The sequence below is a fragment of the Neorhizobium sp. LMR1-1-1.1 genome (genome assembly GCF_040675795.1).
In the GTDB taxonomy this organism is placed as follows: Bacteria; Pseudomonadota; Alphaproteobacteria; order Rhizobiales; family Rhizobiaceae; genus Neorhizobium; species Neorhizobium cellulosilyticum.
In genome coordinates this window covers 342,600-367,928 of sequence record NZ_JBEGHE010000025.1, presented here as the reverse complement: position 1 = coordinate 367,928, position 25,329 = coordinate 342,600, and the positions used below count along the sequence as shown (strand labels likewise).

26 protein-coding genes are annotated in these 25,329 nt (G+C 59.8%); 10 read left to right on the top strand and 16 right to left on the bottom strand.

Annotated elements, in window-relative coordinates:
• Positions 1-27 precede the first annotated feature (27 nt).
• On the bottom strand, positions 28-930 hold the full coding sequence (locus tag MRBLMR1_RS14975; RefSeq protein ID WP_148148347.1) for a DMT family transporter: 903 nt from the start codon (positions 928-930) through the stop codon (positions 28-30).
• A 105-nt stretch (positions 931-1,035) separates the two neighbouring features.
• Between MRBLMR1_RS14975 and MRBLMR1_RS14970 the strand changes: the two genes are divergently transcribed.
• The gene (locus tag MRBLMR1_RS14970) at positions 1,036-1,749 is read left to right on the top strand and encodes a pyrimidine 5'-nucleotidase (RefSeq protein WP_148148348.1); all 714 of its coding nucleotides are present in this window, start codon (positions 1,036-1,038) and stop codon (positions 1,747-1,749) included.
• A gap of 120 nt (positions 1,750-1,869) precedes the next feature.
• Positions 1,870-2,505, top strand: a complete 636-nt coding sequence (locus MRBLMR1_RS14965) for an EF-hand domain-containing protein (protein WP_148148349.1) — start codon at positions 1,870-1,872, stop codon at positions 2,503-2,505.
• Between the two features lie 84 nt (positions 2,506-2,589).
• On the opposite strand, the gene MRBLMR1_RS14960 is transcribed toward MRBLMR1_RS14965, so the two are convergent.
• A complete protein-coding gene (locus tag MRBLMR1_RS14960) occupies positions 2,590-3,450 on the bottom strand; it encodes an LOG family protein (RefSeq protein ID WP_183684935.1) in 861 nt (286 codons plus the stop codon).
• 138 nt (positions 3,451-3,588) lie between these two features.
• Between MRBLMR1_RS14960 and dapD the strand changes: the two genes are divergently transcribed.
• Genes dapD through MRBLMR1_RS14945 form a run of 3 tightly spaced genes read left to right on the top strand, consistent with a single transcriptional unit; the run spans position 3,589 to position 6,240 of the window.
• Positions 3,589-4,449, top strand: a complete 861-nt coding sequence (gene dapD, locus MRBLMR1_RS14955; RefSeq protein ID WP_500065168.1) for a 2,3,4,5-tetrahydropyridine-2,6-dicarboxylate N-succinyltransferase — start codon at positions 3,589-3,591, stop codon at positions 4,447-4,449.
• A gap of 14 nt (positions 4,450-4,463) precedes the next feature.
• Positions 4,464-5,660, top strand: coding sequence for a succinyl-diaminopimelate desuccinylase (dapE, locus tag MRBLMR1_RS14950; protein WP_148145957.1), 1,197 nt, complete (start codon positions 4,464-4,466; stop codon positions 5,658-5,660).
• Positions 5,644-6,240: a hypothetical protein gene (locus MRBLMR1_RS14945; protein ID WP_148145958.1), complete on the top strand. Its 597-nt coding sequence runs from the start codon at positions 5,644-5,646 to the stop codon at positions 6,238-6,240. The genes dapE and MRBLMR1_RS14945 overlap by 17 nt, the downstream gene beginning before the upstream one ends.
• Before the next feature lie 56 nt (positions 6,241-6,296).
• Here MRBLMR1_RS14945 and truA read toward each other — a convergent pair whose 3' ends face one another.
• From truA to def, 3 genes are read right to left on the bottom strand one after another with little or no spacing between them, the layout of a single operon-like run.
• Complete coding sequence (gene truA, locus MRBLMR1_RS14940) at positions 6,297-7,052, bottom strand: tRNA pseudouridine(38-40) synthase TruA (RefSeq protein WP_148145959.1); 756 nt, start codon at positions 7,050-7,052, stop codon at positions 6,297-6,299.
• Entirely contained in the window at positions 7,052-7,999 is a 948-nt protein-coding gene (fmt, locus tag MRBLMR1_RS14935) for a methionyl-tRNA formyltransferase (RefSeq protein ID WP_148145960.1), read from the bottom strand. Before fmt ends, truA begins: the two co-directional genes overlap by 1 nt.
• Positions 8,000-8,055: 56 nt before the next feature.
• A complete protein-coding gene (gene def / locus MRBLMR1_RS14930) occupies positions 8,056-8,571 on the bottom strand; it encodes a peptide deformylase (RefSeq protein ID WP_148145961.1) in 516 nt (171 codons plus the stop codon).
• Between the two features lie 112 nt (positions 8,572-8,683).
• Here def and MRBLMR1_RS14925 point away from each other — a divergent pair, with 112 nt between their 5' ends.
• The 3 genes from MRBLMR1_RS14925 to MRBLMR1_RS14915 all read left to right on the top strand — a co-directional run bounded on the left by MRBLMR1_RS14925 (position 8,684) and on the right by MRBLMR1_RS14915 (position 13,358).
• Entirely contained in the window at positions 8,684-9,886 is a 1,203-nt protein-coding gene (locus MRBLMR1_RS14925; protein ID WP_500065167.1) for a DNA recombination protein RmuC, read from the top strand.
• A gap of 49 nt (positions 9,887-9,935) precedes the next feature.
• Positions 9,936-10,835 (top strand): ribokinase, encoded by a 900-nt coding sequence (locus tag MRBLMR1_RS14920; protein ID WP_148145963.1) that lies wholly within the window; start codon positions 9,936-9,938, stop codon positions 10,833-10,835.
• A gap of 186 nt (positions 10,836-11,021) precedes the next feature.
• Complete coding sequence (locus tag MRBLMR1_RS14915; protein ID WP_148145964.1) at positions 11,022-13,358, top strand: methyl-accepting chemotaxis protein; 2,337 nt, start codon at positions 11,022-11,024, stop codon at positions 13,356-13,358.
• Between the two features lie 44 nt (positions 13,359-13,402).
• On the opposite strand, the gene MRBLMR1_RS14910 is transcribed toward MRBLMR1_RS14915, so the two are convergent.
• Positions 13,403-14,344, bottom strand: a complete 942-nt coding sequence (locus MRBLMR1_RS14910; RefSeq protein ID WP_183684933.1) for a nucleoside hydrolase — start codon at positions 14,342-14,344, stop codon at positions 13,403-13,405.
• Positions 14,345-14,533: 189 nt separating this feature from the next.
• Between MRBLMR1_RS14910 and MRBLMR1_RS14905 the strand changes: the two genes are divergently transcribed.
• Together MRBLMR1_RS14905 and MRBLMR1_RS14900 are read left to right on the top strand one after the other, a co-directional pair.
• Positions 14,534-14,962, top strand: coding sequence for an Hsp20 family protein (locus MRBLMR1_RS14905; RefSeq protein ID WP_148145966.1), 429 nt, complete (start codon positions 14,534-14,536; stop codon positions 14,960-14,962).
• 43 nt (positions 14,963-15,005) lie between these two features.
• A complete protein-coding gene (locus tag MRBLMR1_RS14900) occupies positions 15,006-15,263 on the top strand; it encodes a BQ00720 family protein (RefSeq protein WP_148145967.1) in 258 nt (85 codons plus the stop codon).
• 24 nt (positions 15,264-15,287) lie between these two features.
• On the opposite strand, the gene trmB is transcribed toward MRBLMR1_RS14900, so the two are convergent.
• The 10 genes from trmB to MRBLMR1_RS14850 all read right to left on the bottom strand — a co-directional run bounded on the left by trmB (position 15,288) and on the right by MRBLMR1_RS14850 (position 25,303).
• Positions 15,288-15,992, bottom strand: coding sequence for a tRNA (guanine(46)-N(7))-methyltransferase TrmB (gene trmB, locus MRBLMR1_RS14895; protein WP_148145968.1), 705 nt, complete (start codon positions 15,990-15,992; stop codon positions 15,288-15,290).
• A gap of 96 nt (positions 15,993-16,088) precedes the next feature.
• Positions 16,089-17,351, bottom strand: coding sequence for a methionine adenosyltransferase (gene metK, locus MRBLMR1_RS14890; protein ID WP_148145969.1), 1,263 nt, complete (start codon positions 17,349-17,351; stop codon positions 16,089-16,091).
• A 174-nt stretch (positions 17,352-17,525) separates the two neighbouring features.
• Positions 17,526-17,942 (bottom strand): helix-turn-helix domain-containing protein, encoded by a 417-nt coding sequence (locus MRBLMR1_RS14885; RefSeq protein ID WP_148145970.1) that lies wholly within the window; start codon positions 17,940-17,942, stop codon positions 17,526-17,528.
• A 147-nt stretch (positions 17,943-18,089) separates the two neighbouring features.
• On the bottom strand, positions 18,090-19,691 hold the full coding sequence (gene lnt / locus MRBLMR1_RS14880) for an apolipoprotein N-acyltransferase (protein WP_500065164.1): 1,602 nt from the start codon (positions 19,689-19,691) through the stop codon (positions 18,090-18,092).
• Positions 19,692-19,764: 73 nt separating this feature from the next.
• Positions 19,765-20,943, bottom strand: coding sequence for a hemolysin family protein (locus MRBLMR1_RS14875; RefSeq protein ID WP_148145972.1), 1,179 nt, complete (start codon positions 20,941-20,943; stop codon positions 19,765-19,767).
• A 10-nt stretch (positions 20,944-20,953) separates the two neighbouring features.
• Complete coding sequence (ybeY, locus tag MRBLMR1_RS14870) at positions 20,954-21,463, bottom strand: rRNA maturation RNase YbeY (protein WP_148145973.1); 510 nt, start codon at positions 21,461-21,463, stop codon at positions 20,954-20,956.
• Between the two features lie 21 nt (positions 21,464-21,484).
• On the bottom strand, positions 21,485-22,543 hold the full coding sequence (locus MRBLMR1_RS14865) for a PhoH family protein (protein ID WP_148145974.1): 1,059 nt from the start codon (positions 22,541-22,543) through the stop codon (positions 21,485-21,487).
• A 23-nt stretch (positions 22,544-22,566) separates the two neighbouring features.
• Complete coding sequence (gene miaB / locus MRBLMR1_RS14860; RefSeq protein ID WP_148145975.1) at positions 22,567-23,991, bottom strand: tRNA (N6-isopentenyl adenosine(37)-C2)-methylthiotransferase MiaB; 1,425 nt, start codon at positions 23,989-23,991, stop codon at positions 22,567-22,569.
• A 55-nt stretch (positions 23,992-24,046) separates the two neighbouring features.
• Positions 24,047-24,850: a lyso-ornithine lipid O-acyltransferase gene (gene olsA / locus MRBLMR1_RS14855; protein ID WP_148145976.1), complete on the bottom strand. Its 804-nt coding sequence runs from the start codon at positions 24,848-24,850 to the stop codon at positions 24,047-24,049.
• Positions 24,851-24,874: 24 nt separating this feature from the next.
• Positions 24,875-25,303, bottom strand: a complete 429-nt coding sequence (locus MRBLMR1_RS14850; RefSeq protein ID WP_148145977.1) for a Fur family transcriptional regulator — start codon at positions 25,301-25,303, stop codon at positions 24,875-24,877.
• Between the last annotated feature and the right edge of the window lie 26 nt (positions 25,304-25,329).

Here is a 25,329-nt window from a genome sequence, read left to right as displayed (position 1 = left end):
AGGCGCCGCAAGGCGCCTTTTTTCGTTTCAGCCTGCCAGAAGCCCGAGAATGCCCGCCACGATCAGCAGGCAACCGATCACTTCAATACGGTTGATCCGCTCGTGGAAGAGGAAATACGAGGCCATGAAGGTGAAGACGAGTTCGATCTGGCCGAGCGCACGGACATAGGCCACCTGCTGCAGTGTCATGGCGGTGAACCAGCAGGCCGAACCAAAGACGCTGGCAAGGCCGACCATCGATGAAGAGCGCCATGTCTTCAACACCGTGACGATCTCGCCCTTGTCCTTCCATGCCATCCAGACCAGCATGAAGATCGTCTGGAAGGTCGTGACGCAGGCAAGCGTCATTGCCGCCTGCATGATCGAATTGGGGCCATCGAGCGACAGGGACGCGCTGCGATAGGCGACGGCAGAAATGCCGAAGACAGCACCGGAAGCGATGCCGACAAGCGCAGTGCGGCTGGCGAGAGCCGTGACGGTATTCTTCCATGACAGGGGCATGCGCGCCATCGAGATCAGCATCACGCCGATGACGCCGGTGATGATTGCGCCGATCGCGCCAACCGTCAGCTTTTCGCCGAGCAGGATGAAGCCGAAGATCGCCGCCTGAACCGGCTCGGTCTTCGAATAGGCCGTGCCGACAGCGAAATTTCTGAGCGAAAAGAGATGGACCAGCATGATGGTGGCAAAGATCTGCGCCAGGCCACCGATCACCACCCACAGCGCAAAGGTCCAGTTGACCTGAGGGGTTGCAAAGCCTGCGAGTTGGTGCAGCAGGACGACATAGAGGATCGCCACCGGGAAACCATAGCCGAAGCGGACGAAGCTCGCGCCACGGGTGCCAAGCCTGCCCTGAAGATGCTTCTGCAATGCCGACCTCAGGTTTTGCAGGAAGGCCGCGGCAATAGTGATGGGGATCCAGAGTTCCATCTCTCAGCCGGTATCATGCGGGCAGATTTGCCGCCAAGCCGCAAGCGGCAGCGAGCCGTCGCCTTTTCGATTTTCTTTATCAGCAAGGCAGTGCATAAGCGGGATATGGACAAGAAACCCAAGACTTCCGCCGACGCTACCGATTTTTCCAGGATCCGCGATTGGGTCTTCGATCTCGATAACACGCTCTACCCGCATGACATCAATCTCTTCGCGCAGATCGATGTAAACATGACGGCCTATGTGCAGGAATTGCTGCAGCTGGAGCGAGACGAAGCACGCGCGGTGCAGAAGCGTTATTACCACGAGCACGGCACGACGCTGCAGGGCCTGATGCTGAACCACGGCATCGATCCGGACGGTTTTCTGGAAAGAGCGCATGCGATCGATTACTCGATATTGGTCCCGAACCCGGAACTGGGTGAAGCAATCAAGGCGCTGCCGGGCCGAAAATTCATCTTCACCAACGGCAGCGTGCCGCATGCGGAAGCGACAGCCCGCGCGCTCGGCATCCTCGACAATTTCGACGATATTTTCGATATCGTGGCGGCAGGCTATGTGCCGAAGCCGGCGGGCGAGACCTATGACAAGTTCGCCAGCCTCCATAGGGTAGACACGGCGAATGCCGCGATGTTCGAAGACCTACCGCGGAACCTCACCGTCCCCAAGGCGCTCGGCATGCGTACCGTTCTGCTCACGCCGCGCAATCTCGACGACGTGCTGATCGAGCGCTGGGAGACGTTTTCCGACGAGGACGATCACATCGATTACGTGACCGATGATCTCGCCACATTCCTGAAGGGGATCGTGCAGGGCTGAGGCTTGAAGCCCTAGTCCAGCATTACAAAGAATTCATCCACATTACGGGAGTTTAAGTGGTCGCCGGGGCTTGGCGGCCATAGCTTGAGGTCATCGAAATAAAAGGGAAGGAAACTCTCGATGACCGCCAAGAAGATCGTTATTGCGACGCTCGGAGCCGTATTGGTCGCAGGAGCCGCAATCCCGGCATTCGCCGCACCCGAACGGCCTGACCGCGGACCCGGCGGCCCGCATGGCCCTCACGCCATGATGCGTGGCGCGATGATGAAGGACGTGACCTTCGTTCGCCTTTTGAAGAGCGCCGATACCAACAAGGACGGCAAGATCTCCAAGGAGGAAATGGCCGCCAGCCAGGAGGCCCTGTTCAACCAGATCGACGCCAACAAGGATGGCAACATCACGCGCGGCGAGCTTGTCGACTATCGCATCGCCAAGCGAGAAGAGTTCGCCAAGAATAATCCGCGCCCGGAATTGGCTGAAAATGCCGAGCGCAAGGATGGCGATGGTCCGCGGCATGAACATGCCGACCGCGACGATCGACGCCATGACGGCCGACACGGTGAATTCCGCCAGGCCCGCTTCGAGCACCACGGCGGCATGGGCGGCGGTCGCTTCTTCCGGATGATCGACGAAGACCGTGACAACAAGATCACCAAGACCGAGGCTTCAGCTGCCAGCGACAAGCTGTTTGCCCGCATGGACACCAACAAGGACGGCGTAATTTCCATCGACGACCTGCCGGACCGCCCCCTCTAGTTCCCCGCCCCCCCGCATAACGGAACTAGCCCGGCAGTTGTCGACAAAGGCCCGCCTCTCCCCCGAGGGGCGGGTCTTCTATTTTTATTTCTCGTAGAAATCCTGGATAACTTTCCAGGCTTCGTCGGCGGTCTCGACGAAATTGATCAGCTCGATATCTTCCGGCGCGATCGTGCCGAAATCGGCCAGCGCTTCGAAATTGATGATGCTGCGCCAGAATTTTTCAGCAAACAGGATGAGCGGAATGCGCTCCATGCGCTTGGTCTGGATCAGCGTCAGGGCCTCGAACATTTCGTCCAGCGTGCCGAAGCCGCCGGGGAAGACCGCAACCGCTTTTGCCCGCATCATGAAATGCATCTTGCGAATGGCGAAATAGTGGAAGTTGAAGGAGAGTTCAGGCGTCACATATGGGTTCGGCGCCTGCTCGTGCGGCAGCATGATATTGAGACCGATCGTCGGCGCGCCGGCTTCCGTCGCACCGCGGTTGCCCGCCTCCATGACGCCGGGACCGCCACCGGTGACGACGACGAATTCCTTGTGGTCGAACTTCGCCGAATATTCTCCACAAAGCGCGGCAAATTTTCGCGCCTCATCATAATAGACGGAAGCCGCCTGGAGATTGTTGTGCTGGGTCTCGTTATGGGCGGCCCAGGGCTTTTGGCCAGGCGCCGGAATACGCGCGCCGCCAAACAGGACGACGGTCGATGCGATGCCCTTTTCGCTGAGGATCATTTCCGCCTTGGCGAGTTCAAGCTGCAGCCGCACAGGACGAAGCTCCTTGCTGCAAAGGAACTCTTCGTCGGCAAAAGCAAGACGATAGGAGGGCGACTGCGTCTGCGGCGTCTTGGGCTGGGCGGCGGCAGCGTGCTTGTCGGCCGTGCTGTCCTTCAGCGGTTCCCACACCTTATCCTCATTTCCCCGCGCTTCCGACCTTCTCTTCGACATGCTGATGCTTCCTTCCCGCGCCAACCGTGGTTGACGCCAATTCACATTGACGCTTGAGTGGCGGTCGCTTAGAGCAAATGGGACCAAATGACCACCTTCCCAGCCATCACGATACCGCGTGACGTTTAAGGATCTTCCATGAGCAGCTTCGACCTCGCCGCCCTCGAAAAGACAATCGAGACCGCTTTCGACAACCGCGACAGCGTCACCATCTCGACCAAAGGCGAAATACGCGATGCCGTCGAAACCTCGCTCAACCTGCTCGACGGTGGCCAGGCCCGCGTCGCGGTTCGCGGCGAAGACGGCACCTGGGCTGTCAACCAGTGGCTCAAGAAGGCCGTTCTCCTCTCCTTCCGACTGAACGACATGGAAGTCGTCAAGGGCGGTCCGGGCAACTCCACCTGGTGGGACAAGGTTCCGTCCAAGTTCGAAGGCTGGGGTGAAAACCAGTTCCGTTCCGCCGGTTTCCGCGCCGTGCCGAATGCAGTGGTACGCCGTTCGGCCTATATCGCCACGAACGTCGTGCTGATGCCGTCCTTCGTCAATCTCGGCGCTTTCGTCGATGAAGGCACGATGGTCGATACCTGGGCAACCGTCGGCTCCTGCGCGCAGATCGGCAAGCATGTGCATCTTTCGGGCGGCGTCGGTATCGGCGGCGTGCTCGAGCCGATGCAGGCCGGTCCGACGATCATCGAAGACAATTGCTTCATCGGCGCCCGTTCGGAAGTCGTCGAAGGCTGCATCATCCGCGAGGGCTCGGTTCTCGGAATGGGCGTCTACATCGGCAAGTCGACCAAAATCGTCAATCGCGCCACCGGCGAAGTGACCTATGGCGAAGTCCCGCCCTATTCCGTCGTCGTCGCCGGCTCGATGCCGTCGGGCAATGCAACGATGCCCAACGGCCTCGCGGCTCCGCATCTCTACTGTGCCGTCATCGTCAAGACCGTCGATGAGAAGACCCGTTCCAAGACGGGTATCAACGAGCTGCTGCGCGACTAATAGAGACCCATCCGATGTCTGTTTCCGATCCGATTGCAAACCTGCAAACGCTGATCCGTTGCCCTTCCGTCACCCCGGCGGAAGGCGGCGCGCTTTCGGCACTCGAAGCGATGCTTGCGCCTCTCGGCTTTACCGTTGAGCGGATGATCGCGACTGAGCCGGGTCTTCCCGACGTCGAAAACCTCTATGCCCGGCTCGGAACAGACGGGCCGCACCTGATGTTCGCCGGCCATACGGATGTCGTGCCGGTCGGCGACGAAGCCTCCTGGAGCCATCCTCCCTTTGGGGCCGAGATCGCCGATGGCGAGATGTTCGGCCGCGGAGCGGTCGACATGAAGGGCGGCATCGCCTGCTTCATCGCAGCTGTCGCCCGTCATATCGAGAAGCATGGCGCACCAAAAGGATCGATCTCCTTCCTGATTACCGGCGACGAGGAAGGTCCTTCCGTCAACGGTACGGAAAAGCTTTTGAAATGGGCCACTGACAAGGGTGAGCGCTGGGATGCCTGCCTGGTCGGCGAACCGACCAATCCCGACATGCTCGGCGACATGATCAAGATCGGCCGCCGCGGTTCCGTGTCCGGCAAGGTCACGGTGTTCGGCGTGCAGGGCCATGCGGCCTATCCGCATCTGGCAGACAATGCAGTTCGCGGTCTTCTGCCACTTGCTTCGGCGCTGATGGACCCGCCCTTCGACGCCGGTACCCCGGAGTTCCCGGCGTCCAATCTGGAAGTGACGACCGTCGATGTCGGCAATCCTGCCACCAATGTCGTGCCGGCCAAGGCAGGCTTCGCCTTCAACATCCGCTTCAACGACACCTGGACGGCCGATACGGTGAAGGCCGAGATCCTGCGCCGGCTCGACGAGGCTGCCTCCGACCAGACGCTGCGTCCGGATCGCCAGCCGACCAGATACGAGATCACCTGGGCCGAGCGGCCGAGCCATGTATTCCTGACCCGCAACAACGCGCTGATCGGCTCGCTTTCTGGCGCCGTCGAAGCCGTGACCGGCAAGCAGCCGGCGCTGTCGACCACCGGTGGGACGTCTGATGCGCGGTTCATCAAGGACTATTGCCCGGTCGTCGAATTCGGCCTTGTCGGACAGACCATGCATATGGTGGACGAGCGTGTCGCCCTTGCCGATCTCGAGACGCTGACCCAGATCTACGGAACCTTCCTCTCCCGCTGGTTCGGCGATGCCTCCATTTCCTGAAGTCAAATTCTACATCAGTGGCCTCTGGCTGCTCTTCAAAGGTGACGCGCAGGGCCTGAAACGGCTCGACATGACCGATCGCGGCATGATGCGGTCGTTCTGGGCCTTCGTCTGGTGCCTGCCGGCCATGTTCGTCTATTGGACCGGGATGCGGTTCGCCTTCCTTTCCGCCAACCCGGAAGGCACGAAGGCGGGCCTCGCCTTTTATCTCAGGCTGTTCCTGATCGAAGCGATCAACTGGGTTCTGCCGCTTACGCTGCTAGGTATTCTTTGCCTGCTGTTAAAGACCGAGCGCAAGTTCGCTGCCATCGTGGTGGCTACCAACTGGCTGTCAGTGCCGGTTTCCTACGCCTATGCGGTGATGACGTTGCTGCTGTTTCTCATCCCCTTTGCCGCAAGCGCCATTGCGCTTGTGCAACTGGCCTTGCTGATCGCAACGATCTTCGCCATTTCCCGCTTCGTGCGGCAGATCTGCGGACCGGAGCCGCTTGTGGTCGCAACGACGATGCTCGTGCTTCTGGTGCCGGGCCTCATCGCCGCCGACCTCTTGCAATCCTATCTCGGCGTCTCGCCCTACTGATTTATGCCAACGCAATTCCGGACGCAAAACCGGTTCCCACTTTTGCTGGAATTGCTTCAAGTATCGCCGGGATAATCGACCTTCATGAAATAGAGGCCCTCCGGTGGCGCGACCGGACCGCATTCCTTGCGATCGCGCGCTTCAAGCGCTCTTCGCACATCGTCGGGTGACATCTTCGCCTCGCCAGCGAGCTTGAGCGTCCCGGCGAAGGAGCGGATCTGATTGTGCAGAAAGCTCTGGGCACTCGCGCGGATCTCGATCAGATCGCCTGAGCGCGTCACATCTAGCCGGTCCAGCGTCCTCACCGGGCTTTTCGCCTGGCAATGGGCAGACCGGAAGGTGGTGAAGTCATGATGGCCGACGAGCATCTGGGCGGCGGCGTGCATCGCCTCGTGGTCGAGTTCCTTCGGGACCCACCAAGCCTGGCCAGCCTCGATTGCGAGCGGCGAAGGACGGGTAATGATGCGGTAGAGATAATGCCGCTTCACCGCCGAAAATCGCGCATCGAAGTCATCAGAGACCTGCTGCACGTCGATGATCGAGACACGCTCGCTCGCCATCATCAGATGGGCGTTGAGCGCATTGCGCAGCTTGAATGGTTTCCACTCGCGAGAAAGGTCGGCATGGACAACCTGCCCCCTCGCATGAACCCCCGAATCCGTGCGTCCTGCACCGCGAACAGAGACGGTTTCGCCGGTCAGCGACAGGATGCCGTTCTGCAGGGCAGCCTGTACGGAATGGCCGTTTTCCTGCATCTGCCAGCCGACATAGGATGTGCCGTCATATTCGACGGTCATGCGGAACCGCGGCATCAGGCAGCCCCAACCGGAAGCGTAGTGCCCTTGGGCAAATGCGTGCCGCGCAGAAAATCATCCGCATCCAACGGCTTGCCGCCCGCCTTCTGCAGGCGGGTGAGCCGAACCGCACCTTCGCCGCAGGCAACTGTCAGCGCATCATCGAGAAGCTGTCTGGCGGCACCACTTCCTTCTCCGATGGTGGAGGTGAGAACCTTGATACGCTCCGGCTTGCCGTTGATCTCGGCTTCGAACCATGCGCCCGGAAAAGGCGAAAGTCCGCGAATATGGTTATGCACCTCACGCGCCGGCCTCGAAAAATCGATGCGGGTTTCGGCCTTGTCGATCTTGGCGGCGTAGAGCACGCCCTCTTCCGGCTGCGGCGTCAACGGCAGGTCGTCGGCTTCGAGCTTTGCCATCGCCTCGACCATGGCGCGGGCGCCGACGAGCATCAGCTTGTCATGCAGTTCGCCGGCCGTCGTTGCCTGCGTGATCTCGACTTCCCTGGTCAGCGCCATCGGGCCGGTATCCAGCCCCTTTTCCATCTTCATCACGATCATGCCGGTCTTATCGTCACCGGCCATGATGGCGCGCTGGATGGGGGCAGCACCCCGCCAGCGGGGCAGGAGCGAGGCATGGCCGTTGTAGCAGCCGAGTTTCGTGCCTTCGAGGATCGCGACCGGCAGAAGCAGGCCATAGGCCACGACGACCGCGACATCCGCGTTGAAATCGCGAAATGTCTGGCGATCTTCTTCCGCCTTGAAATTCAGCGGTGTCAAAACCGGAATGCCGAGCAGCTCGGCCGCCTGATGCACCGGCGACTTGGTAAGGTCGAGCCCGCGGCGACCGGCCGGGCGCGGCGGTTGGGTGTAAACCGCAACGATCTCGTGGCCGGCCTGCTTGAGGTTCTGCAATGTCGGCACGGAAAAATCCGGCGTGCCCATGAAGATGATGCGAAGTGACATGGGACTTCTCGCGCCTCGCGGACGCGCCTTCCGTTTTCAGTCAGGTAGACCGAGACCTAAACAGCCTTGCCCTTGGCAAGCTTGGTGAACCTCTTGATTACCATGTCACGCTTCAGCCGCGAGATGTGGTCGATGAAAAGCACGCCGTTCAGATGGTCGATCTCATGCTGCAAGCAGGTGGCAAGCAAGCCGTCCGCTTCGAGCATATGTTCCTTGCCGTCGCGCCCGACATATTTCACGCCGATCGTAGCCGGTCGCTCGACCTCGGCATAATAATCCGGGATCGAAAGGCAGCCTTCTTCGTAAACCGAGAGCTCATCCGAAGATTTGACGATCTGCGGGTTGATGAAGACCTGCGGGTTCTTCTCTTCGTCCTCGCGCGACACGTCGATGACGAGCATTTGCTTCGGCACGCCGATCTGGATCGCGGCAAGACCGATGCCCGGCGCGTCATACATGGTTTCGAGCATGTCATCGGCGAGCTTGAGAAGCTCGGCGTTAACGGTTTCGATGGGCGCCGAAACCTGCCTAAGAAGCGGATCGGGAAGGATGATGAGCGGCTTGATTGTCATGCCGCCCCCATAGCGCATCTTTTGCGCCGATGGAACAGGTATGCAGCATGCTTCTTGGCATATGTTCACGTTTTGATCTTTCATTGCTAATGCAATCTGCTAGAGTGGCGCCATGAGAGAGATCCTTGCCCATATCCTGCCGCCTGATTCTGCACTACCAATCCTGCTCATAGGAGCAGTTCCCGCCGTTCTGGCGGTCATCATCGCGCTTTTCGCCGTCCTTCGCGGCGGTCGCCAGCGCGAAGAGATGACGCAGCGGACAGTTGATGCGGAGGCGCGGCTGGCCGAACTGGTGCGGATGCAAGGCGAGATGCACGGGCGTGTCGCCGCCATGGCCGAGACGATCACCAGCCGTCAGGCCGAACTCAATCATGCGGTCAACCAGCGGCTCGACGGGATGACCCACCGGCTGGGTTCGACGATCACCGAACAGACCAAATCGACGCATGAGAACCTGCGCAAGCTGCAGGAGCGGCTGGCGGTCATCGATGCCGCGCAGAACAATATTCAGTCGCTCGCCAAGGATGTCGTCGGCCTGCAGGCGATCCTTTCCAACAAGCAGACGCGCGGGGCATTCGGCCAGGGCCGGATGGAGACGATCGTGGCCGACGGCCTGCCGCACGGGGCTTATTCCTTCCAGTCGCCGCTTTCCAACGGAACGCGACCGGATTGCGTGATCCGTATGCCGAACGGCGCACCGCCGCTGGTGATCGACGCCAAATTCCCGCTCGAAGCGTGGACTGCGTTTCGCGAGGCCGCCTCGCCCGACGCGCGGCGTGCTGCCGCCCAGCAGTTCGGGCGAGATATGGACGTCCATATCAGGGACGTCTCGGAAAAATACCTGATTGCCGGCGAAACACAGGATACCGTGCTTCTTTTCGTGCCGTCGGAATCGATCTTTGCCGAGATCCACGAGCATTTCGATGCGGTGGTGCAGAAGGCTCAGCGCTCCCGCGTGGTGATCGTCTCGCCCTCCCTGCTGCTTCTGTCGATCCAGGTCATCCAGGCGGTGCTGAGAGACCAGCGGATGCGCGAGCAGGCGCATCTGATTCAGGGCGAAGTCGGCCTGCTGATGGAGGATTTGACGCGGCTAGATGACAGGACGCGCAAGCTGCAGTCGCATTTCCTTGCCGCGGAAAAGGATGTCGAGCAGATCCTCACCTCCACCGAGAAGCTGACCCGCCGCGGCAACCGGATAACCTCGCTGGAACTGGAAGCGCCCGCGAAAGCCGAGCAATCGGCAGATGCACCGCCGCCGAAATCGGTCGAGAGCCGTACAGGTCTTCTGCGACTTCGGGTAGTTGACGAGGACTAGTGCCGTCGGGCAGTGTCCGCGCATATCAACACGCATGGCAGGGCATTTCATGATCACCGTCTTCGGCTCCATTAATATGGATCTTATCGCCACAACGGCAGAATTGCCCAAGCCGGGCGAGACGGTTCCAGGTCAGACATTCTCGACGGCCGCTGGTGGCAAAGGCGCCAATCAGGCGCTCGCGGCACGGCGGGCTGGCAGCCGCGTAAAAATGTCGGGTGCAGTCGGGAGCGATACATTCGCAGACCCGGCACTGGAACTTCTGAAGGCTGCCGGTACGGACCTTTCTTCGGTTCTGAAGGCTCGTGAACCAACGGGAACGGCACTCGTCCTTGTCGGCGGCGATGGCGAGAACATGATTGTCGTCATTCCCGGTGCCAACGGCACGATCACCGCCGATGAGGCCGTCAAGACGGTCGATGCAATGGCCGCGGGCGACATTCTGATGCTGCAGCTCGAAATTCCGCCAGCTGCCGTCGAGGCCGTATTCAAGGCCGCGCGGGAAAAAGGCGTTACCACTATCCTTAATACCGCACCATTCACGAAAGAGGCGGTCCGGCTGTCCTCCCTGGCCGATATCGTCGTTGCCAACGAAACAGAATTCGATCTGGTATCGGGCGAACCTGCGGCCAGTGCCGAAGCCCGCATAGCGGCCCTGAATAAGCTGCATTCGGAAAGCGGTCAGACATTCGTCGTGACGCTCGGTGGCGATGGTGTCATTGCCATTCGCGATGGCGAGATCCTGACGGCCAAGGGACTTGTCATCGAGCCCGTCGACACGGTGGGAGCCGGCGATACGTTCTGCGGCTACCTTGCTGCCAGCCTCGACCAGGGCCTGACCTTCGCGCAGGCCCTTCGTCGGGCAGCGGTCGCCGGGTCGCTCGCCTGCCTTTCGCGTGGCGCCCAGCCTTCGATCCCGCTTGCCGAAGCCGTGGATCAGAAGCTGTAAAAACCTCTCATCGGCCTGGAAAACCGGGCCGACGCCTTCTTGCAATTTCAGTCAAATTTAACAGATGCCAGGTAGCGTCGCTGCGGCATCTTCTTCTTAAGGCGTTAGCCGAGCAGAACGCCCCATGACGGGGCCTTTCACTTGCCATGTCAGCGATCTCCGCCCCACGGATCCACGAGGCAAGTCATGTCCTTCCTGCGCCTGAATTCCCTTTCGAAAAAATTGATCGTCGTCACCAGCATTGCCATCGCGCTACTGCTCGTCGTCTCGAACTTCTTCATGATCTCCCAGACAAGCGACAGGGTGACCACGCTTACGCTGGAGCAGGCCAATGCCGAAGCGCGTTCCATCGGCAACGAAGTTGCGGCCGAAATCGGCCAGCTTGCGGGTGCGGCGCGCGCGATGGCCGGCGTTGTCGGCCGCGGCCACGAGGCGGGCTATCTCGATCGCAAGAATGTCATCGATGCGCTGAAGGCCAATCTCGAACAGAACACCTTTGCCTATGGCAGCTGGTTTGCCGAAGTTCCCGGCGCGTTCGACGGCCGGAACGCCGAGTTCATCGGCAATGGCGAGTTCGGCGGCAACAAGAAGGGCGAACTTGCTCCCTACTGGACCAAAAACAAGGCCGGCAACATCGCCTATAGCGTCTTCGAGGTCGACACCCAGGCGGAATGGTATGCCCTGCCGGCAGCGTCAAAAAAAGGCGCGCTGACCCAGCCCTATATCGAAAGCTCGACCGGCGACAAGACCGCCATGAGCTCGATCGCCTACCCCGTCATGTCCGGTGACAAGCTCATCGGCATTGCCGGCGTCGATGTTTCGATGGCAACGCTTTCGAGGACCCTGCAGGCGATGCGCCCCTTCGGTTCAGGCCGCGTTCTTCTCGTTTCGCAAGGCGGCAAGTGGATCGTTCCCGATATCGCCGACAATCTGATGAAACTGGTCGAGGGCCAGGGCACGGACGTGTTGCTTTCGACGCTGAAATCCGGCAAGCCGGCAACGATCGACAATCTGGCCGGTCCTGGCGGCGAACTTTACGAGCGGGTCGTCTATCCGTTTACCGTTCCGGACCTCAACACCAGCTGGGCTGTCGTCGTCGACGTGCCGATGAGCGTGATCATGGCTCCGGTCACCGACCAGACCTTCATGATGATCGTCAGCGGTATCCTCCTGCTCGGCGCCGTCATCATCACCCTCTCGGTTGCCAGCGGCTCGCTGCTACGCCGCCCGCTGAACGCCCTGCTTGCCAGCGTCGGCCAGCTTGGCGAAGGCAGGTACAACGAAGCCGTACAGGGCCAGGACCGGAATGATGAAGTCGGCGCGCTGGCAAGATCGCTGGAAGGTTTCCGCCACACGCTGGCCGATGGCAAGCGGCTCGCTTCGGAAGCCGAAACCCAGCGCAGTGCCGCCGAAGACCTGCGCCATCGCTCGGCGGCCGAGCGTGAAGCCGCTGCCCGTCAGCAGGCGCATGTGGTGGAGCTTCTCGCTTCAGGCCTTGCGGAACTTTCCAACGGCAACCTGCAGCATCGCCTGACGGGTGAATTTCCGGGTGATTACGAAAAGCTGAAGCACGACTTCAACAGCGCTGTCGAGAGCATCGAAAGCACCGTCATCTCGGTCGCCTCGTCAGTGCAGAATATCGGTAACGGCACGCGTGAAATCACGGCCAGCACTGGTGACCTGTCTCACCGCACCGAGCAGCAGGCGGCAAGCCTTGAGCAGACCGCCGCAGCGCTGAACGAGTTGACCGAGCAGGTCAACTCCAGTGCCGAAAACGCCGGCACGGCAGCCTCAACGGTCAATCTTGCCTGTGAAGACGCCGAAAAGTCCGGCGAAGTGGTGCAGAAGGCCGTCGCTTCCATGCAGGCCATAGCGCATTCCTCGCAGGAGATTTCGCGCATCATCAGCGTGATCGACGAGATCGCCTTCCAGACCAATCTTCTGGCGCTGAATGCCGGCGTCGAGGCAGCCCGCGCTGGCGAAGCCGGCAAGGGATTTGCCGTCGTCGCGCAGGAAGTGCGGGAACTGGCGCAGCGTTCTGCGACCGCGGCAAAGGAAATCAAGACCCTTATCAATGCCTCTACGACGCAGGTCAACGAGGGTGTGGACCTTGTCGGCAAGGCCGGCGATGCGCTGCAGAAGATCGCAATCCAGGTCATGCAGATCAACGGACTGATACGCCAGATTTCCTCTTCCGCCGGCGAGCAAGCGGTGGGGCTGAAGGAGATCAACTCGGCCGTCAACCAGATGGATCAGGTGACGCAGCAGAACGCCGCCATGGTAGAAGAGACGACCGCTGCCAGCGCCGTGCTGAATGGCGAGGCGGAAACGCTCAGGGATCTCGTCCAACGCTTCCGCACCTCGGCTCCAAGCGTCGGTTCAGCGCAGCCGCTTCGTCAGATGGCGCAGAGAATGCAGTCTGCGGCTCCGCGCCGAGCTGAGGCGCCCGTCTATGCACCGCGTAAGGTGGCAGGCGTTTCCCATGGCTCGGCAGCCGTTGCGGAAAGCTGGGAAGAGTTCTGAGAAACACGATGGGGTGCCGCCCGTGAAGGGCGGCACCCTGAACTTCAGAGGCGCGCGACGCGTTCCGTCAGCAGCGCGAAGAAACCGTCGGCATCGACATTGCGCATGAAGGTCGCGTTGCGCCTGCGGTCGGTCACATGCCACCAGTCGACCACGGTCATACCGACCGTCAGTTCTGACTCGACCTCGATCTCCACATTGCAAAGACGACCAGAGAAGAGTTCCGGCTTCAGCAGATAGGCAATCACGCTCGGATCATGCAGCGGCCCGCCATCGGAACCGTATTTCTCGATATCAAAGCGTTCGAAGAAGGCCAGCCATTCAACCAGAACCTGGGCGGGACGCGTGCCGAGCGCCGCGATCTTTGCAACGCGGTCCCGTGTCGTCAGAAGCTGATGCGTCACGTCCAGCGGCATGATGACGGTCGGGATGCCGGCGTCGAAAACGATCTTGGCCGCTTCCGGATCAACATAGATGTTGAACTCGGCCGCCGGCGTGATGTTGCCGCCTTCGAAGCAGCCACCGCCCATCATCACCAGTTCCTGGATACGGCTGGCGATATCCGGCGCCTTCTGCAGTGCCAGCGCGAGGTTGGTCAGCGGGCCGAGCGTGCAGATCGTTACCGTTCCGGAAGGCTCGCAGCGCAGCGTCTCGATGATGAAATCGATGGCATTCTGAGCCTGCGCCTGCATGGTCGGTTCAGGCAAATCAGCACCGTCAAGCCCGGTCTTGCCGTGCACATGCTCGGCGGTCACCTGCGGCCGGTTGAGCGGCTTCAATGCCCCCTCGTACACCTTGGCATCCGGCTTGCCGCAGAGTTCGCAGACGATGCGCAGGTTACGGCTGGTAAACGAGAGGGGGACATTTCCGGCAACGGCACAGAGGCCGAGGATTTCCAGTTCCTCAGGGCTTGCGAAAGCCAGCATCAGCGCTGCGGCATCGTCCTGGCCTGGGTCGGTATCGATAATGATCTTACGTGGCGACATTGTCCATCCCCTGAATTCGAGGGGGATTGGTGGAGGCCTGCGCAAGCTTTGTCAAGCACGGCAGGAGCAGCTTTCACGCAGCAGATCATCCGCCGCAACTTGCGCTTCCGATGTCGGCAACCCATATAAATCACGGTACCGGCGTGCCTTCTGGGCGTCGGCATGGTCGCTTGATGCAAGGACTGAACGATGACCCGGATGACACCCTTCGCGAGCCCGCTACTGCTGGGCTTCGATGCGATGGAAAAAACACTCGAACGCCTCGCCAAGGCGAATGAAGGCTACCCGCCATACAATATCGAGCGAATCAGGTCGGGCATTGCCGATGGCCATGAGAAACTGCGCATCACGCTTGCCGTCGCCGGCTTTTCGGAAGACGAACTCGACGTTACGACCGAAGAAAATCAGCTGGTGATCCGCGGTCGCCAGATCGAGCAGCCGGAGCGCGATTACCTCCACAGAGGCATTGCTGCACGCCAGTTTCAAAGGGTTTTCATGCTTGCAGACGGGATGGAAGTCTCCTCCGCCCTCTTGAAGAACGGCCTTCTCTCGGTCGATCTGGTGCGCCCGGAACCGCAACGCGTAGTGAGAAAAATTAACATTTCCGTCTCAGACTAGAACGTGTCGGCATCAAGGCCGACGCCCTCAAGCGGAGGCTGGAATGCTTTTGAAAGAAGCGAACACGCATTTGTCGCAATCCGAACTCGCCCATCTCGGTGCTGGTGAAGTTGGGTATATTCGCAGGATGCGGTCTGAAGAAGTCTCCCGCTGCTTTCCCGAAGCTCCCGATATGGATCCAAGCTTGGACCTGTGGGCATTGTTCGGCGCCGACGGCACGCCGATCCTTCTGACCGACAACCGGTCCAGCACCTTCTTCAAGGCAGCAGAAGACGATCTGAAGACGGTCAGCCTGCACTGACCGCATTTCTCTTAAGGGCCGTTCTCAGGCCCTGATAAAGGTCAGATAGGCTGAGGAGCGCCCTTCCCTGCGGGCCTTGTTCTCGTAGCGCGTTCCCGGCCAGCCGGCATAAGGCGTCAGCCAGTCGGAAGACTGCTCCGCCTGCCAAGCAAAACCGCCGTGGTCACGGCAATGCATCAGCGTATGATTGATATAGGTATCGATATCCGAGGCAAAGCAGAACGTGCCGCCGGGTTTCAGCACGCGATGGAAACGATCCAGGTTGACCTGTGAGACGAAGCGACGCTTCCAATGCTTCCGCTTGGGCCAAGGATCGGCATAGAGAAGGTCTATCTGGTCGATCGAGCCTGCCGGCAACCAGTCCAGCACCTGCGTCGCATCATCGTCGTAGACGCGAATGTTCTTCAGATCATGGATCTCGACCTGCGACAGCAGCTTCGCCATCGAGTTGACGAAGGGCTCGACACCGATGAAGCCGGTCGTTTCGTTTTCCCGGGCGCGATGAACCAGATGTTCGCCGCCGCCGAAGCCGATTTCAAGCCGCATACGCTCGACCGGAGCCGGATAGAGCGTGCGCAGGTCGTCCGGCGCCGGTGATGCGAGGTCGAGTTTGAGGGCCGGCAACAACGTCGCCATGCCTTCTGCCTGACGCTCGCGGAGAGGCTTGCCCTTCCGGCGGCCGTAAAACGCTTCCGTTGCCCGCGTCGGGTGCTGCTGCTCGTCAGTCATGATCTCGTCGTCCAAAAACAAAGAAGCGGATGCCCGCAGAAGGCACCCGCTTTAACGTGTGATTACCAGCTCGGTAAAGCCCCGATCGGAAAAGGCTTACTCAGCCGCGACCAGAAGATCTTCCTTCAGAGCATCCTTGAGCGGCTTCACCAGATCGGTCTTCTCCCAGGAGAAGGAGCCGTCACGGCCGGACTTGCGGCCGAAGTGACCGTAAGCCGAGGTCTTGGCGTAGATCGGCTTGTTGAGGTCGAGATGGCGGCGGATGCCGGTCGGCGACAGGTCCATCACCTTGCGGATCGCGTTTTCGATCTGGTCTTCGGTGACGTTCTTGCCGGTCTGGTGCAGGTCGACATAGATCGACAACGGCTGGGCAATACCGATCGCGTAGGAGATCTGGATCGTGCAGCGATCGGCAAAGCCTGCTGCGACAACGTTCTTGGCGAGGTAACGGGCGGCATAAGCTGCCGAACGGTCGACCTTGGTCGTGTCCTTGCCGGAGAATGCGCCGCCGCCGTGGGGGGCTGCACCGCCATAGGTGTCGACGATGATCTTGCGGCCGGTGAGGCCCGCGTCACCATCCGGGCCGCCGATGACGAACTTGCCGGTCGGGTTGATGTACCACTTGCAATCGGCGGCAATCGGCAGATCGCCGAGCGCTTCGCGGATATAGGGCTCAACGACCTGGCGAACCTTTTTCGAATCCCAGCTGGCATCGATGTGCTGGGTGGAGAGAACGATCGAGTCGACTTCGGTCGGCTTGCCGTTTTCGTAACGCACAGTCACCTGGCTCTTGGCATCGGGGCCGAGCTTGCCGGCATCACCTTCGCCCTTCTTGCGGGCAGTCGCGAGCAGCTGCAGAATCTTGTGCGAATAATAGATCGGAGCCGGCATGAGATCCGGCGTTTCCTTACAGGCGTAACCGAACATGATGCCTTGGTCGCCGGCACCTTCGTCGCCCTGCTTGTCGGCTGCGCTATCGACGCCCTGCGCGATATCGGCAGACTGGGAGTGCAGCAGCACGTCGATCTTCGCCGTCTTCCAGTGGAAGCCGTCCTGCTCGTAACCGATGTCGCGGATGGCCTTGCGGGCTGCCGACTTGAACTTCGACGGGTTGATGACGTCGTTGCCGTTCTTGTCCTTCTTCATCAGGCTTGGCGGCAGGCGCACTTCACCGGCGATTATTACGCGGTTCGTGGTGGCGAGCGTTTCGCAGGCAATGCGAACCTTCCACGGATCAACACCCGTCTTTGCAGCTTCGCGGTACACAAGGTCCACGATTTCATCGGAAATGCGGTCACAAACCTTGTCCGGGTGGCCTTCTGCCACGGACTCGCTGGTGAACAGATAATTGGCGTGCATGCGGGGAACCCCTCAAAGAATGGACAGTGAAATGTTTAGTGAGTTCAACTGATAAAAACAAGAACACAACGACATAAATATATCTTTATGCCTAAAATTGCCTCTGAGCTGAAATGAGGACAAAAAAAAGCGGCTGTAAAAGCCGCTTTCTCCTCCCCGTCTCTTGAAGAGAGACTACTCCTCCGCCTCGGCTGCGAGAGCCTTGACGAGATCGACGAGCCTGCGGCGAACCTTGGGATCGGCAATCTTCACGAACGCACGGTTGAGCTGGAGACCTTCCGAGGACGACAGAAAGTCAACGACGTAGTTGGAGCTGGATGCTTCGGCCATGCCGGTTGCACCGCCGGACTGCTCGCCCGGCGCGTCTTCGAAGAAGAAGGACACCGGAACATTAAGAATGCTCGAGATGTTCTGCAGACGGCTCGCACCGACGCGGTTCGTCCCTTTTTCGTATTTCTGGATCTGCTGAAAAGTAATGCCAAGGCTTTCGCCCAGCTTTTCCTGACTCATGCCCAGCATCGTTCTGCGCAGGCGGATCCGGCTCCCGACGTGAATGTCGATCGGGTTCGGCTTTTTCTTGTTTTCAATCATAATGGGGGTCCTGGTGAAGTTGCAGTTAGGTTTTCAACCCGGTCCGCGTATGGAGAATACACCTCACGATTGGGACGACAGAACCAATGCGCGAAGCATATGACGAGACGGTAGGCATTCTCACTATGCAATTTTGGGGGTTTTTGGTCAATTCGCGCGGGAATTAAAACTTAGACGCGAGGACACTGCAATCAAAGACATAAATGCCACAACCAACCAGAAGTACCACCGCCGACTGCTATTACTCCAATATAGGATATATTTACCACCTATAGATGCGTTAATCACACCCTTTTGATTGTATCCAAGCCCCTGCACTACACGGCCAAATGGATCCACGACCGCCGAAATGCCGGTATTTGCTCCGCGAATCAGGAACATACCGTTCTCGACGGCCCTCAGACGGGCCTGCTGGAAATGCTGGTAAGGACCGGGCGTTGCACCAAACCAGCCATCATTCGTCACGTTCAAAATGGCCGAAGTCCGCTCGACATCCGGACCGATCTCGCCTGGGAAGATCGCCTCGTAGCAGATCAACGGATAGAGAAGCGCACCGCTTGGCAAGGTGAGAAGGCTGCGTGAGGACGCGGCCGTAAAGCCGCCCGGCATGGCGATCGCCTCGGTAATCCCAAGCGACGCAAGGATGCTTTCGTAGGGCACATATTCGCCATAGGGAACAAGATGCACCTTATCTGCCGCTGATGTTATTTGCCCATCACTATCAATAACATAGATGGAATTATAATATCGCGGCGCGACGCCGGCGCCGGCGTTTTCGGAGCGTACGGCGCCGGTGACGAGCACCTGTCCGTCTTCAAGAACCTCGGCGATCCGAGCCAGCGCGTCCGGATTTTCGGTCAGGATGAACGGCACCGAAGTCTCAGGCCAGACCACGATATCCGGGCGGGCTTCACCGTCCTTGAGCGGCGCTGCCGTGAGGCGCAAATGCTCCTCGAAGATCTCCGTGCGGTTCGTATCGTCCAGTCTCTGGGCCTGATCAATCATCGGCTGAACAATACGTATGGTTGTTTTTTTGCCGTCTCCCGAGGCGAGTTTTTCGTCTGCGACATTTAGTCGCCACGCACCAAAGCCTACATGCGCCGCCGCCAGAAGGACAGCAACGGCAAGACCGATAATCTTACCCTTCCCCGTGCCGAACAACGCAGGAGCCGAGAAAACGAAGACCGCAAGCACCGTGACGCCGAAAATCCCAAGAACCGCGTCCGACTGCATCATCAGCGGAACCGGCATGGCGCCATAAGCGATGGCATTCCAGGGGAAACCGGTCAGCACAAAGCTGCGCAACCATTCCGCCACCCCGAAGGCTGCGGCGAGTGCTGCCAGACGCCCGATGCCATCGGACCAGACAGCGCGGGCAAGCGCCGTCGCCAGGCCATAGAAGATTGCGAGATAGGCGGGCAGTCCGAAGACGGCGAGAGGCAGCGCCCAGGCGAATTCCTCGGCATCGACCAGCAGGGCGTTGCCGAGCCACCAGAGGTTAGCAACGAAATAGCCGAATCCGAATAGCCAGCCGAGCACGAAGGCCGCGCGCAAGCGGCTGGCTGCCCCGCCGCCAGGATTGCCCGTCGATCCGTCGATGAGCCAGACGAGAAGCGTGAACGATATGAAAAGCGTGGCGAAGATACCGAAGGGAGGAAGTGCCAGAGCACCAATGGCACCCGCAAATACTGCGAGTGCAATCCGGGACCACCCCGAAAGAAGCATGACCTTGCCCGCCAGCCACTCCATACAAGTCCCCTTTTCGCGAATCAGGGCGCAGTGTTTCAAAAAAACTGCGCCCTGTCGCGGGTCGGACTGTGAATCAGGCTTCGGGACGCGCGGCGCCGTTTTCGGCCGGAGCCGGCAGCAGCGCGGCCGCTTGCGGCGGCGCGGTAATCAGCGCCTCGCTCTCGCCTTTCACCTGTCGGCGACGGGCAAGAGCGCGCTTGCGCAGGATCTTGACGCGCTTGATGCGACGCGGATCGGCATCGAGGATCTGGAATTCGAAGCCGGGAACGGCCTGGACGACCTCGCCACGAACCGGAATACGGCCAAGCGCCGAGAAGATCAGGCCGCCAAGCGTATCGACATCCTCGATACGGTCGCGGACATCGAAATCGGGACCGATGGCCTTAGAAATCTCTTCAAGCTCGATACGGGCATCGGCGATGAAGACATCCTCACCCGCCTTGGAGAGCATGACTTCCTGATCGTCATGCTCGTCCTCGACATCACCTATGACCATTTCGACGATATCCTCATGACTGACGAGGCCGTCGGTGCCGCCATATTCGTCGATGACCAGAGCCATCTGTGTGCGGGCAGCCTGCATCGAGCGCAACAGGTCGGAAGCCAGCATAGAGGGTGGTACGAAAAGCAGTTTGCGGACGAGGCCTGCCTCGGCAACAGTCTGTTCGAGGTTGACGCGGCCGAGATCGAAGGCAGCCTTGGGTGCCGCGCGGGTCGGCTTTTCGGTGCCATTGACTGCTGCGGAGATCTGCACCGTCGAGGCCTTCGAGCTGACGCGGCGCTTATTGCGCGCCTGCTTGGCCAAATATGAGAGGAGATCGCGAATGTGGACGAAGCCGCGGGCATCGTCGAGATTGTCGCTATAGACCGGCATGCGAGAGCGGCCGGTTTCCTCGAAATGGATCATCAGCTCGCCGATGGTCATGTTCATATCCACCGCCTCGATATCGGCGCGCGGCACCATGATGTCCTCGACGCGGACTTCGCGGAAACGGAGGATGTTGTGCAGCATCGCCCGCTCGTCAGGCGAAAAGGCGTTGCTGACATTCGTATCCGTCATCAACGCGTCGGCGAGATCCTCGCGGAGCTGTTCGCCCTGCGATGGCCGAAGCAGGCGCACGGCCCTCGACCAGAAGGAATTGTGGGATTTGGGATGATGTTCGGACCTCGCCGAACTACTGCCCTCGTCCGACGAGGCAGAGTCCGAACTGTCCTTGCCCTCTCGGGCGACATTGCTCGAATAATCGTTCATTGTTCCAAACTTATATCAACGGGTCCTGCCCCGCATAGGGGTCAGATAGGCCGAGACCGGCCAAAATGCGAGTCTCCACTGCTTCCATCTTTTCCGCTTCGTCCTTTTCCATGTGGTCGTAACCGAACAAATGGAGGAAACCATGGACGAGCAGATGGGTCAGATGATCGTCGAAAGTCTTGTCGAGATCAACCGCCTCGCGCTCGACAGTTTCCCTTGCAACCACGATATCGCCCAGCATCGGGCCGGGCATGCCGCCCGGTTCGAGTGGAAAAGCAGGGAAAGACAAGACGTTGGTCGGCTTGTCCTGATCCCGCCACTCGGCGTTAATTTCCTGGATGGAATCGTCATTGGTGAAGACCAGAGACAGTTCTGGTGCCATTTTTGGGAAGGGCTGGTCTTCTTCGCGGACAAGATAATCCACGGCAGCGCCAAGCACGCGGCTTGCCAGAGACGCCAAAACGGCCTCGTCCGGCCAGCCGCCATCTTCCACGCTGATCTGTATGTCTAGTTCGGGCATGAATGGTGAGCCCGACCGGTATTACCGGTCGAGAGCTTCCTCGCTTTCCTCATGGACGGCATATTGCGCATCATAGGCCCTAACGATGCGGCCGACCAGCGGGTGGCGGACGACGTCGGTATCCTTGAAGCGGACGACCGAGATGCCTTCTACACCCTTCAGGATCTGCAGAGCCTCGACCAGACCCGATTTGACGCCACGCGGCAAGTCGACCTGGCTCGGGTCGCCGGTAATGATCATGCGCCCGTTTTCGCCAAGGCGGGTCAAGAACATCTTCATCTGCATCGATGTCGTGTTCTGCGCTTCGTCGAGAATGATCGCGGCGTTTTGCAGCGTACGACCGCGCATGAAGGCGAGCGGTGCAATTTCGATGACGCCTGCGGTAATGGCACGATCGACCTTGTCGGCCGGGATCATGTCGTAAAGCGCATCATAAAGCGGGCGCAGATAGGGATCGACCTTTTCCTTCATGTCACCCGGCAAAAAGCCCAGGCGCTCACCCGCCTCTACGGCCGGTCGCGTCAGGATGATCTTGTCGACCGCACCGCGCTCCAGAAGCTGGGCGGCGTGGGCGCAGGCCAGATAGGTCTTGCCGGTACCGGCCGGACCGACACCGAAGACGAGCTCGGCGCGTTCCAGCGCCCGCATATAGGCGTCCTGGGTGGGCGTGCGGGCCTGAATGGTCTTCTTGCGGGTGGAAATCTGCGCCATGGAGAGCTTTGCCTTGCGTTCCAGCGTCGGCAGGCTCAACTGGTCATCGGCGGCCTGCGCCATGCGGATCGCACCTTCGACATCGGACGCTTCCACGGAGCCGCCTTTCTGCAGACGTTCATAGAGGGAATCGAGGGCTCGGCGCGCCTGATTCGTGGCAACGACATCTCCTGAAATGGAGACCGAATTGCCACGCGGGCGGGCATCGATATTGAGACGCTGTTCGAGAAGCTTGAGGTTCTGGTCGAACTGACCGAAAAGTTCGCTTGCTAATCGGTTATTCTCGAACGTCAGGACGAAGTGGTTGGCGTCGGTCGCTGCGGATCGGGGCTGGCGCGCTGTCGAAGAAACCAATTCTGATGCGTTCAAGTAAGCAAGCTCCTCAACTTGAATTAGACCTCGATTAAACTCTCAACCGGCTCGGCAAACAAGCTGTTCGGACCGGTGCCGATGATTCGTACACTGATAATCTCACCGATTTGCGATGTTTTTGCATCAAGATTCACAGACTGCAGCCAAGGCGAACGTCCGATCACTTGGCCCGGCATGCGGCCCGGCTTTTCCAGAAGCAGATCGATGGTCTTTCCGACACAGGATGTGGCGAAGTCGGCCTGCTGTTTCAAGAGCAGCGCCTGAAGCCGTTCCAGCCGCTCGGTCTTGACCTCTTCGGCCACATGATCCGGAAGATCCGCACCCGGCGTGCCCGGACGGCTCGAATATTTGAACGAGAAAGCCGAGGCGTAATTCACCTCTTCGACCATTCTCAGCGTGTCCTCGAAATCCTGATCCGTCTCGCCGGGGAACCCGACGATGAAATCGCCCGACATGGCGATATCGGGACGGGCTGAGCGGATACGCTCGATCAGTGCCAAATATTCCGCACCCGTATGACGGCGGTTCATCGCCTTCAGGATACGGTCGGAGCCTGCCTGAACCGGAAGATGCAGATAGGGCATGAGAATGCGCAGGTCGCGGTGTGCCTCGATCAGGCGGTCGTCCATGTCGCGTGGATGGCTTGTCGTATAGCGCAGGCGGGCAAGGCCCGGAACATCGGCCAGCCGATAGAGAAGATCGGCAAGACCGATTGCATTCCCCTTGCCGTCTTCTGAAGCCCAGGCGTTGACGTTCTGGCCGAGCAGCGTGATTTCGCGCACGCCGGCATCCACCAGCCGCTTTGCCTCGTCGATGATCTGGCCGATGGGACGGGAAACCTCGGAGCCACGCGTGTAAGGCACGACGCAGAAGGTGCAGAACTTGTCGCAACCTTCCTGCACGGTGAGGAAGGAGGTAACACCGCGCGAGCGAATAACCTTCTTTTCGGTTGCCGGCAGGTGCTCGAACTTGTCCTCGACGGCATATTCCGTATCGACGACACGCTCGCCACCGCGAGCCTTTCTCAAGGCATCCGGCAGGCGGTGATAGGTCTGCGGGCCGATGACCACATCGACGGCCGGCGCGCGGCGGATGATCTCCTCGCCTTCCGCCTGGGCGACGCAACCGGCAACGCCGATCATGAATTCGCGGCCTTCGGCGGCACGTTCCTTTTTCATGTCACGCAGGCGACCGAGAGCGGAATAAACCTTTTCCGCCGCCTTCTCGCGGATGTGACAGGTATTGAGGAGAACGAGATCCGCCTCCCCCATGTCTTCCGTCGTCACATATCCCTCGCCCGCCAGCGCATCGCCCATGCGGGTGGAATCGTAAACATTCATCTGACAGCCGTAGGTCTTGATGAAGACCTTGCGGGTGTTGGGACGGCTGTCCGGACAGTGAGCAGCCTCATCGGCCGGCGCGGGAATGGAGACATGTTCGTTCATGCCGCTTCCATACCGCAAGAAAGGGCGGAATTGAAGCGGCACATAAACCGTCCGCTCAATCCGCATCATACTCCCTTTGCCGCAGATGCCTTATCAACATGCGACGGAGCTGGGCGGTGATGTTCTGGCTCAGGTGCTTGCGATTGTCACCGGTGCGAAAATCGACCGTATCGCCGAAAGCGACCTCCACATCGAGCGCGCCTTCCTTCAGCACGCCGATCAGATGCGGCATCAGCTCTATATCGCCCGGCCAGGCGGCAAGCGGGCGATGGAAACGCCCCATCGCCATGCCGTGAACGCGGGTATAGGCGATCGCGACCGGCTGGACGTGCACGACACCATCGGGGGTGTGAGGCACTGCTGCTGCAGCAGCTCCGAAAAGCGAGGATTTCACCTCCAGCAGACGGTTGCCGTCTGAGGTGGTGCCTTCGGGAAAAAGCACGACGATCTCGCCGGCATTCATGCGCGCGGCAATCTCGTTGACCTGCTCGCCGGTGCGGCGTTTTTCTTCGCGCACGACAAAGATCGTCTTCTGCAGCTTTGCGAGAATGCCGAAGACCGGCCAGTTGGCTACTTCCGACTTGGCAATATAGACGACATCGGCAACCGCGCCGAGAACGAGGATGTCCTTCCACGAGGCATGATTTGCCGCGAGCATCAGCGGCCGGCGGCGTTCGATGTGGCCATGGACCCGGATACGGATACCCAGAAGCCAACAGGCGGAACGATGCCAAAGACGCGGAACGTAACGGCGGATCTTCAAGTCAAAGGCGAGGCCGAAAAGCTGAAACGGCAGGAGCGCCAGTGTCACGATCACGAGACAGACGACAACAAGGCCGATCCGGATGGATGTGATCACTTGTCTTGTCCCTACCGGTTCCGCTCAATCATCGTTCTTGTCGAGGGGAATGCCGTAAAGCTCAAGCCGGTGGCCGACCAGCCGAAAGCCGAGCTCACGGGCGATGCGCTCCTGCAGCGCTTCGATCTCAGCCGACTGAAACTCGATGACGTTGCCGGTATTGAGGTCGATCATGTGATCGTGATGTTCTTCCGGCACGGTCTCGTAACGGGAGCGGCCGTCGAGAAAATCATGTTTCTCGATAATCCCCTCGTCCTCGAACAGTTTCACTGTCCGATAGACCGTCGAAATCGAGATGCGCGGATCAACCTTGGACGAGCGGCGATAAAGCTCCTCGACATCCGGATGATCGTCAGAATCCTGCAAAATCCGGGCGATGACCCGGCGCTGATCGGTCATGCGCATGCCCTTTTCGGCACACAACTCTTCCAGGGTCTTGGAAAGGTCTGTCATGACGTTCTGGCCTTCGAAATATTCAC

Coding starts and splice junctions, on each gene's coding strand:
- MRBLMR1_RS14900 (WP_148145967.1), top strand. CDS start 15,006: ATGCTTTTGAAAGAAGCGAACACGCATTTGTCGCAATCCGAACTCGCC.
- MRBLMR1_RS14970 (WP_148148348.1), top strand. CDS start 1,036: ATGGACAAGAAACCCAAGACTTCCGCCGACGCTACCGATTTTTCCAGG.
- MRBLMR1_RS14910 (WP_183684933.1), bottom strand. CDS start 14,344: ATGTCGCCACGTAAGATCATTATCGATACCGACCCAGGCCAGGACGAT.
- dapD (WP_500065168.1), top strand. CDS start 3,589: ATGAGCAGCTTCGACCTCGCCGCCCTCGAAAAGACAATCGAGACCGCT.
- MRBLMR1_RS14965 (WP_148148349.1), top strand. CDS start 1,870: ATGACCGCCAAGAAGATCGTTATTGCGACGCTCGGAGCCGTATTGGTC.
- dapE (WP_148145957.1), top strand. CDS start 4,464: ATGTCTGTTTCCGATCCGATTGCAAACCTGCAAACGCTGATCCGTTGC.
- miaB (WP_148145975.1), bottom strand. CDS start 23,991: ATGAACGAACATGTCTCCATTCCCGCGCCGGCCGATGAGGCTGCTCAC.
- metK (WP_148145969.1), bottom strand. CDS start 17,351: ATGCACGCCAATTATCTGTTCACCAGCGAGTCCGTGGCAGAAGGCCAC.
- MRBLMR1_RS14925 (WP_500065167.1), top strand. CDS start 8,684: ATGAGAGAGATCCTTGCCCATATCCTGCCGCCTGATTCTGCACTACCA.
- MRBLMR1_RS14885 (WP_148145970.1), bottom strand. CDS start 17,942: ATGATTGAAAACAAGAAAAAGCCGAACCCGATCGACATTCACGTCGGG.
- MRBLMR1_RS14915 (WP_148145964.1), top strand. CDS start 11,022: ATGTCCTTCCTGCGCCTGAATTCCCTTTCGAAAAAATTGATCGTCGTC.
- truA (WP_148145959.1), bottom strand. CDS start 7,052: ATGCCGCGGTTCCGCATGACCGTCGAATATGACGGCACATCCTATGTC.
- lnt (WP_500065164.1), bottom strand. CDS start 19,691: ATGGAGTGGCTGGCGGGCAAGGTCATGCTTCTTTCGGGGTGGTCCCGG.
- trmB (WP_148145968.1), bottom strand. CDS start 15,992: ATGACTGACGAGCAGCAGCACCCGACGCGGGCAACGGAAGCGTTTTAC.
- MRBLMR1_RS14920 (WP_148145963.1), top strand. CDS start 9,936: ATGATCACCGTCTTCGGCTCCATTAATATGGATCTTATCGCCACAACG.
- MRBLMR1_RS14945 (WP_148145958.1), top strand. CDS start 5,644: ATGCCTCCATTTCCTGAAGTCAAATTCTACATCAGTGGCCTCTGGCTG.
- def (WP_148145961.1), bottom strand. CDS start 8,571: ATGACAATCAAGCCGCTCATCATCCTTCCCGATCCGCTTCTTAGGCAG.
- fmt (WP_148145960.1), bottom strand. CDS start 7,999: ATGTCACTTCGCATCATCTTCATGGGCACGCCGGATTTTTCCGTGCCG.
- MRBLMR1_RS14875 (WP_148145972.1), bottom strand. CDS start 20,943: ATGAACGATTATTCGAGCAATGTCGCCCGAGAGGGCAAGGACAGTTCG.
- MRBLMR1_RS14960 (WP_183684935.1), bottom strand. CDS start 3,450: ATGTCGAAGAGAAGGTCGGAAGCGCGGGGAAATGAGGATAAGGTGTGG.
- MRBLMR1_RS14975 (WP_148148347.1), bottom strand. CDS start 930: ATGGAACTCTGGATCCCCATCACTATTGCCGCGGCCTTCCTGCAAAAC.
- MRBLMR1_RS14905 (WP_148145966.1), top strand. CDS start 14,534: ATGACCCGGATGACACCCTTCGCGAGCCCGCTACTGCTGGGCTTCGAT.
- ybeY (WP_148145973.1), bottom strand. CDS start 21,463: ATGCCCGAACTAGACATACAGATCAGCGTGGAAGATGGCGGCTGGCCG.
- MRBLMR1_RS14850 (WP_148145977.1), bottom strand. CDS start 25,303: ATGACAGACCTTTCCAAGACCCTGGAAGAGTTGTGTGCCGAAAAGGGC.